The sequence below is a fragment of the Saccharopolyspora sp. 6M genome, from assembly GCF_020176775.1.
Taxonomy (GTDB): domain Bacteria; phylum Actinomycetota; class Actinomycetes; order Mycobacteriales; family Pseudonocardiaceae; genus Saccharopolyspora_C; species Saccharopolyspora_C gregorii.
Genome location: NZ_JAIUJZ010000268.1, coordinates 1 through 7,331 on the forward strand (window position 1 = coordinate 1; position 7,331 = coordinate 7,331).

7 protein-coding genes are annotated in these 7,331 nt (G+C 74.4%); 1 reads left to right on the forward strand and 6 read right to left on the reverse strand.

Annotated elements, in window-relative coordinates; all coding sequences use genetic code 11:
- Nucleotides 1-93 precede the first annotated feature (93 nt).
- Both LCD31_RS27005 and LCD31_RS27010 read right to left on the reverse strand, forming a co-directional pair.
- The gene (locus LCD31_RS27005; RefSeq protein WP_224962687.1) at nucleotides 94-507 is read right to left on the reverse strand and encodes an OsmC family protein; all 414 of its coding nucleotides are present in this window, start codon (nucleotides 505-507) and stop codon (nucleotides 94-96) included.
- Between the two features lie 64 nt (nucleotides 508-571).
- On the reverse strand, nucleotides 572-1,132 hold the full coding sequence (locus LCD31_RS27010; protein WP_224962689.1) for a sigma-70 family RNA polymerase sigma factor: 561 nt from the start codon (nucleotides 1,130-1,132) through the stop codon (nucleotides 572-574).
- Between the two features lie 64 nt (nucleotides 1,133-1,196).
- On the opposite strand from LCD31_RS27010, the gene LCD31_RS29410 reads away from it, so the two are divergent.
- Nucleotides 1,197-1,916 carry a zf-HC2 domain-containing protein gene (locus LCD31_RS29410; RefSeq protein ID WP_308015876.1) on the forward strand — a complete coding sequence of 240 codons (720 nt, stop codon included), beginning with the start codon at nucleotides 1,197-1,199 and terminating at the stop codon, nucleotides 1,914-1,916.
- A 208-nt stretch (nucleotides 1,917-2,124) separates the two neighbouring features.
- Here LCD31_RS29410 and LCD31_RS27020 read toward each other — a convergent pair whose 3' ends face one another.
- From LCD31_RS27020 to ggt, 4 genes are all read right to left on the reverse strand, one after another.
- Nucleotides 2,125-3,549, reverse strand: coding sequence for an RsmB/NOP family class I SAM-dependent RNA methyltransferase (locus LCD31_RS27020; protein ID WP_224962691.1), 1,425 nt, complete (start codon nucleotides 3,547-3,549; stop codon nucleotides 2,125-2,127).
- The gene (gene fmt, locus LCD31_RS27025) at nucleotides 3,546-4,472 is read right to left on the reverse strand and encodes a methionyl-tRNA formyltransferase (RefSeq protein WP_224962693.1); all 927 of its coding nucleotides are present in this window, start codon (nucleotides 4,470-4,472) and stop codon (nucleotides 3,546-3,548) included. The genes LCD31_RS27020 and fmt overlap by 4 nt, the downstream gene beginning before the upstream one ends.
- Before the next feature lie 2 nt (nucleotides 4,473-4,474).
- Nucleotides 4,475-5,020, reverse strand: a complete 546-nt coding sequence (def, locus tag LCD31_RS27030) for a peptide deformylase (RefSeq protein WP_224962695.1) — start codon at nucleotides 5,018-5,020, stop codon at nucleotides 4,475-4,477.
- 240 nt (nucleotides 5,021-5,260) lie between these two features.
- Nucleotides 5,261-7,051 (reverse strand): gamma-glutamyltransferase, encoded by a 1,791-nt coding sequence (ggt, locus tag LCD31_RS27035; RefSeq protein WP_224962697.1) that lies wholly within the window; start codon nucleotides 7,049-7,051, stop codon nucleotides 5,261-5,263.
- Nucleotides 7,052-7,331 lie beyond the last annotated feature (280 nt).

Genomic DNA, 7,331 nt, shown 5'->3' on the forward strand with positions numbered 1-7,331 from the left:
GCGAGGACAGCGTTTTCTCCTGTGGCGGAGCCACCGGTGAAAACGATCCCGCAGCGAGGAGGGCGCTGAGGTTCCGCCAGCCGACCACCACCGTCACCGAGGCAGCTCCAACGAAATAGGAGTGCTCTCCTGGACCGAGCGGGAGACGGTGCAGTACCGCTCGATGGCGCGTTCCACCGCGTCGAGCAGCTTCGCCCGGTCGGCGCCGGCGACGGAGCTCAGGTCCACGTCGAAGCGGACCCGCACCTCGGAGAACTTGTTCGGGTCGGCGTCGGTCTTGTCCCGGTCGGCGTGCACCGCGATGTCGGCGTCCGCACCCGCGCGGCGCACCAGCAGGTTCTCGCTGGTGACGGCGGAGCACCCGGCGATGGCGGCGAGCAGCAGCTCACCGGGGGTGAACGCGTCGGGGGCGCCGTCGCGGCCGATGGTGACCTGCCCGCCGCGGCCGTTGGTGGCGGTGAAGGTGTGCTCGCCGGTGCGGTGCACCTCTACCGGTGTGCCTGGCATCTCGTCCTCCGCTGCTGGTCGATGGATCTTCCCGCACAACCGGGGACGGTCCCGGGATGTTCCCTCAGCCGGTGCCGGTGTCCTGCCCGCGGGAGCGGGTGAGGAGGTCTTCGCGGGCGCGGGCGACCCGCGAGCGGACGGTGCCGAGCTCGCAGCCGCTGACCTCGGCGGCCTCCAGGTAGGTCAGCCCGAGGACCTGGGTGAGCACGAGCGCTTCCCGCCGGTCCGGGTCGAGCCCGTCGAGCAGCACGCCGACTTCGACGAGTTCTTCGAAGCCGCGTCCGGTGCGGCCACCGCTCTCGGCCACCTGCGCCCAATCGGAGGTGACGGTGCGCGGCCGGGCGCGTTCGGAGCGGATCTGGTCGACGACGACGCGGCGCGCGATGGCCAGCAGCCAGGTGCGCGCGGAGGACGAGCCGCGGAAGGTGCGCACGGCCCGCATCGCCCGCAGGTAGGTCTCCTGCGCGAGGTCGTCGGCCGCGGGCACGCCCGCGAGGTGCGCGAGGAACCGCCAGACGTCGCGCTGGGTGGCCCGGACGAGTTCTTCGAGGGCGCGGCGGTCACCTTTCCCGGCGGCCAGCGCGAGCTCGGTCACACGGGTGTCTTCGGCCTCCGAGTGCGTCACGGTGGTCGAGACTAGTCGAAGCCCCGCCGGGAACTCCTCCCCCTGCTCGGCCGACAATCTGACCGTGAACTGCGAACGATGCCGGACCTCGGTGTCGGCCTTGCTGGACGGGGAGCTCCCGGAGGCTCCGGAATCCGAGGTCGACGCCCACCTGGAGACGTGCGCGGCCTGCCGGGCCTTCCAGGCCGAGGCGGGGGCGCTGACCCGGAACCTGCGGGTGCGGGCGGTGGCGCCCACCCCGGACTTGGCGGGGGCGGTGCTGGCGGCGGCGGAACGTCCGCGCCGCACGCGCGGGGTGCTGCGCGGGGCGTTGGCGCTGACCGCGGTGGCGCAGATCCTGCTCGCGCTCGGTCAGCTGTCGGGGCTGATCGGCATGCACGGGCACGCGGCGCACGGCGGGCCGGGCATGGCGGCGCACCTGTTCAACGAGAGCACCGCCTGGAACCTGGCGCTGGGCGTGGGGTTGCTGTGGGCGGCGTGGCACGATCGCACGGCGGCGGGGGTGCTGCCGGTGCTGAGCGCGTTCGTGGCGGCGCTGGCCGGTTTCTCGGTGCACGACCTGGTGATCGGGGCGGCGACGGTGGAGCGGGTGGCCTCGCACGCGCTGCTGCTGGTCGGCCTGGGCCTGCTGTTCGCGGTGCACCGCACCGGCGGCGGTGGCCCGGCGGACGCGGACCGCACCGCAGCGGACGGCCCGCCCGCGGCGGACGACACCTCCAGCACTCCCCGAGCCCCGCAAGGCCCACCGCACCTCCGCCCGACCGCCCACCGCGAAGCGGCCTGAGGGCCGCAGAATCAGTTGATCAGTTGATCCTCCCAGCGGCGAAGCTGCTGACCTGGCGACCACCTGAGCAACGGGACCACCAGCGGGTTCTCAGCGGTTCCCTCGCGAGGACAGCTTTTTCGCATGTGGCGGAGCCACCTGTGAAAAAGATCCCGCAGCGAGGGAACCGCTGAGGTTCCCCACCCACTCCCCGAGCAGCAGGAGTACGTCAGGACACCCGCAGCAACGCGCAGAACATCGCGTCGGTGCCGTGTTTGTGGGGCCACAGCTGGACGGTCGGCCCGTCCCCGAGGTCGGGCACGCCGGGGAACGCCTCGCGCGCGTCGAGGAGTTCCGCCCCGCTGCGCCGGACCACGTCGGAGATGACGCCCTCGGTCTCGGACAGGTGCGGGGAGCACACGACGTAGGCCACGACGGCGCCGGAGCGGGCGAGGCCGACGGCGGACAGCAGCAGCGAGCGCTGCAGCTTGGCGAGTTCGGCGACGTCGGACGGCTGCCGCCGCCAGCGCGCTTCGGGTCGGCGGCGCAGCGCGCCGAGCCCGGTGCAGGGCGCGTCGACGAGCACCCGGTCGTAGCCGGGTTCGAGCCCGGGTTCGCGGCCGTCGGTGACGTGCACGGTGACGGCGAGGTCGCGGGTGACCTTGCGGATGAGTTCGGCGCGGTGCTCGGACTGCTCGACGGCGTCGAGGGTGCCGCCGTCGAGGGTGATGAGGGCGCCGAGCAGCCCGGCCTTGCCGCCGGGTCCGGCGCACAGGTCGAGCCAGCGGGTGTCGCCGCCGGTGACCTCGGGCCGGGTGACGGCGAGCGCGGTGAGCTGGCTGCCTTCGTCCTGCACGGCGGCGAAGCCCTCGCGGACGGGTTCGAGGTCGCCGGGGTCGCCGGCGCCCGCTTCGAGGTGCACGCCGTAGGGCGAGTAGGGCGCTTCGTCGCCGCCGGTGATGGCGGCGAGCTCTTCGGCGCTGATCTCGCCGGGCCGGGCGACGAGGTGCACGGCGGGCCGGGCGTCGTCGGCGGCGAGCGCGGCGGCGAGTTCGTCGCCGGTGTCGCCGAGCGCGTCGGCGAAGGCCTGCGCGATCCAGCGCGGGTGCGCGTGGCGCAGCGCGAGGTGGCCGACGGGGTCGGTGGCGCGGTCGGGGGCGAGCCGTTCGATCCACTGCTGTTCGTCGCGTTCGCCCGCGCGGCGCATCACGGCGTTGGCGAATCCGGCGAGCTTCGAACCGACCTCACCGCGCACGATGTCCACTGTGGAGGACACGGCGGCGTGGGCCGGAATCCTGGTGCGCAGCAACTGGTACACGCCGAGCCGCAGCGCGTCCAGCGTGATCGGGTCCACTTCGGACACCTCGCGGCCGCTGCAGTCGGCGATCACCGCGTCGAGCAGTCCCCTGGCCCGGCAGGCGCCGTAGGCGAGCTCGGTGGCCAGGCCCGCGTCCCGCCCGCTGATCTTGCGCTGCCGCAGCAGGCCGGGCAGCGTCAGGTTCGCGTAGGCGTCGCGTTCGCGCACGGCGCGCAGCGTGTCCAGCGCGGCCATCCGCGCCGGGTCCTGCGCCGGCGGCCGAGCCGGGTTCTTGCCGCGCTGCGGCGGGCGGCTGCCGCGCGGCCGGGACGGACGGCGGGGGCGGTCGTCGTTCACTGCAGGCGTTCTCCTTGCTCGATGCGGGTTCCGCGCGCCCAGTCGGTGGCCGCCATCCGCTTCTTGCCCTGGGCTTGCACTTCGCCGAGCTGCACCGCTTCGGTGGCGGTGCCGACGAGCACCCGGCGGCGCTGCACGTCGATCTCGCCGGGTGCGAGCCCGGTCTCCTCGGTGCGGGTGACGGGCCCGAGCTTGAACCGCTCGTCGCGGAACCAGGCCCACGCCCCCGGGTCGGGGGTCACGGAGCGGATCAGGCGGTCCACGGCGAGCGCGGGCGCGGCGAAGTCGGCCTTGGCGTCCTCCGGGGTGACCTTCGGCGCGTAGCTGACGCCTTCGGCGGGCTGCGGCCTGGCCCGCAGGGTGCCGTCCTCGATGCCGTCGAGGGTGGCGACCAGCAGGTCGGCGCCGGAGATCGACAGCCGGTCCAGCAGCGCGCCCGCCGTGTCGGTGTCGCGCACCGCTTCGGTGACCACGCCGTACACCGGCCCGGCGTCCAGCTCGGGGACCAGGTGGAAGGTGGCGGCACCGGTGATCTCGTCGCCGTGCCGGATCGCGGACTGCACGGGCGCCGCGCCGCGCCACGCGGGCAGCAGCGAGAAGTGCAGGTTCACCCAGCCGTGCCGCGGGATGTCGAGGGCCTGCTGCCGCAGCAGCGCCCCGTAGGCGACGACCGGGCAGCAGTCCGGTTCGAGTTCGGCCAGCCGTGCCAGGAAGTCCGGGTCGGTGGCGCGGGCGGGGGTGAGCACTTCGACGCCGTGCTCGTCGGCGAGCGCGCCCACCGGGGAGCGCAGCACCTTGCGGCCGCGGCCCGCGCGGGCGTCCGGCCGGGTGATCACGGCGGCGACCTCGTGCCGCTCGGAGTCCAGGAGCGCGCGCAGCGCGGGCACGGCGGGCTCGGGCGTCCCGGCGAAGACGATCCGCATGCTCAGCGCTTCCCGAACAGCGGGTGCGGGCTCTCCTTGACGACCGGCACCTGCCCGTCGAACCAGTCGGCCTGCCGGATCTCGCGCAGCGCGCGCTTGCGGGTCTCGGCGTCGAGCCGGTCCACGAACAGGACCCCGTCCAGGTGGTCGGTCTCGTGCTGGATGCAGCGGGCCAGCAGGTCCGTGCCCTCGATCTCCACCGGGTCGCCGTGCATGTTCCAGCCGCGGGCGACGACGCGCTTGTGCCGCAGGCAGTCCCAGCGCATGCCGGGGATGGACAGGCAGCCTTCGGGGCCGTCCTGCATCTCCTCGCCGACGACCTCCCAGCCCGGGTTGATCAGGTGGCCCTCGAAGCCGTCGCAGCGGTAGGTGAACACGCGCAGCCCGACGCCGAGCTGCGGCGCGGCCAGCCCGGCCCCGCCCTGCTCGTGCATGGTGTCCCACAGGTCGCGCACGAGGCCGTGCAGTTCCTTGTCGAAGTCCACGACCTCGTCGGCGCGGGTCCGCAGGACGGGGTCGCCGAAGAGTCGGACGGGCTGGACGGTCACGCGGGCTCCCGGTTCGGGCTCGGCGGGGGGACCCGGCGAGTCTAGTCGTCGCCCTCGCGCCGCCCGACCGGGCGCTCGTCCTCGCCCGCCCCGCCTCCGTGGCCGTCCCGCGCGGCGGCCTCCTCGCCGCGGGATCGATTCCTCCTGCGGCGACCGCCGCACCGGCGACGTCCGCGCCCGGAGCCCACCGGCGGCCCGCGCGCCGCGGCGTCGGCGGTGCTCCCGCTCGACCTGGCCGGGTCAGGGGGCGGGCAGCACCACCTCGGCCGCTCCCCCGCCGCGGCGCGCCGGTTCGGCGGCGGCGAGCCAGCGCCCGTCGGGCAGCCGTTCCACACCGGTCGCGGCCCCGATCTCCGCGGACGGGTCGAGCTCGTGCCCGAGGGCGCGCAACTTCTCCGCTTCGGGCAGCGCCAGGAAGGCCGCTTCGGCCTCGGTGCTCGGCGCGTTGCGCTGCGAGGCGCGCGGCCGGGCGATCGCCTCCACCAGCGGCAGGCCGCGGTCGATGCGCCCGGTCAGCACCTGCAGCACCGTGGTGATGATGGTGGCGCCGCCGGGGCTGCCCACCGCCAGCACCGGTTCCCCGTCGCGCAGCACCACGGTGGGGCTGATGGAGCTGCGCGGCCGCTTGCCGGGTTCCGGCAGGTTCGGGTCGGGTTCGCCGGGCACGGCCGGGGTGGACGAGAAGTCGGTGAGCTCGTTGTTGAGCAGGAACCCGCGCCCGGGCACGGTGATGCCGCTGCCGCCGGTCTGCTCGATGGTCAGCGTGTAGGACACCACGTCCCCGCGGGCGTCGGCGACGGTGAGGTGCGTGGTGTTCGGGCCCTCGTAGGGGGTGCCGCCGCGTTCGGGCGGTCGGGGCGCGCAGGGCGCGGGCTCGCCCGGGTCGGCGGCGGCGACCGGGGCGGGCAGGACCGCGTCCGGGGTGATCAGGCAGGCGCGGGAGTCGGCGAACTCCTGGCCGGTGAGCTCCGCGGTGGGCACGTCGCCGAACGCGGGATCGGCGACCCAGCGGTTCCGGTCGGCGAAGCCGAGCTTGCTCGCCTCCAGGAAGCGGTGCAGGTACTGCGCCTCGTCCAGCGCGCCCAGGTCGGTGCCTTCGAGGATGTTCAGCGCCTCGCCGACGGTGGTGCCGCCGGAGGCCGACGGCGGCATCCCGTACACGTCGAGCCCCCGGTAGGTCACGTGCGTCGGGTCGCGCTCCTCGATCCGGTAATCGCGCAGGTCGTCGGCGGTCATGCCGCCGGGCCGCACGGTGCGCCCGGCCGCCGGGTCGACCGGCGGGTTCCGCACGGCTTCGACCACGTCGGCGCCGATCTCACCGCGGTACAGCGGGTCGAGGCCCTCGGCGGCGAGGGTGCGGTAGGTCGCGGCGAGGTCCGGGTTGCGGAACGTGCTGCCGGTGGCGGGCGGCGCACCGCCGGGCAGGAACAGGTCCCGAGTCGCGGGGAACGCGCTGAAGCGCTCCTGGTTGGCGGCGGTCTGCTCCCGGAAGGTGTCGTCGACGACGAAGCCGTCCCGGGCGAGGCGTTCGGCGGGGCGCAGCACCTCGCCCAGGTCCTCGTTCCCCCACCGCCGCAGCGCCTGCTCCCAGGTGGCGGGGGTGCCGGGCACGCCGACGCCGAGTCCGCTGGTGATGGCCTCCGCGGCGGGGATCGGCTCGCCGTCCTCCAGGAACATCTCGGGGTGCGCGGAGGCGGGCGCGGTCTCGCGGCCGTCGAGGGTGGAGACCTCGCCGGTGCCCGCGTCGTAGTGCACGAAGTAGCCGCCGCCCCCGATGCCCGCCGAGTAGGGCTCGGTGACGCCGAGCGCCGCGGCGACCGCGACGGCGGCGTCGGCCGCGGTGCCGCCCGCCCGGAGGACCTCGATGCCGGCGCGGGTGGCGTCCGGATCGACGCTGGAGACGGCGCCGCCGTAGCCGATCGCCTCCGGCGCCTTGGGCGGCGGGACGGGGGCGGCGTGCGCCATCGGAGTGATCAGCGCGCAGGAGGTGACCGCCGCGAGGGTGATCCGAACGGGTCGTGCTCGCACCATCGTGTGCCTCCGATCTCCGAGTGCCCGTCACTGTGCCGAGCGACGGCCACCTCGACAACACGAACGGGGCATCGTTGGCGGACCGAGATCAACACCGGCGCGATCGGAGTCAACGGACCGTTCGACCAACCAGATGGGACGAACAGTCCGTTCACCCCACACCGACACGAGTCAACGGACCGTTCGACCAACGAGATCGGACGAACAGTCCGTTCACCCCACACCGACACGAGTCAACGGACCGTTCGACCAACGAGATCGGACGAACAGTCCGTTCACC

What these genes read in the sequence shown, in the direction of transcription:
- fmt (WP_224962693.1), bottom strand. Translation starts at nt 4,472, where the DNA reads ATGCGGATCGTCTTCGCCGGGACGCCCGAGCCCGCCGTGCCCGCGCTG.
- ggt (WP_224962697.1), bottom strand. Translation starts at nt 7,051, where the DNA reads ATGGTGCGAGCACGACCCGTTCGGATCACCCTCGCGGCGGTCACCTCC.
- LCD31_RS27005 (WP_224962687.1), bottom strand. Translation starts at nt 507, where the DNA reads ATGCCAGGCACACCGGTAGAGGTGCACCGCACCGGCGAGCACACCTTC.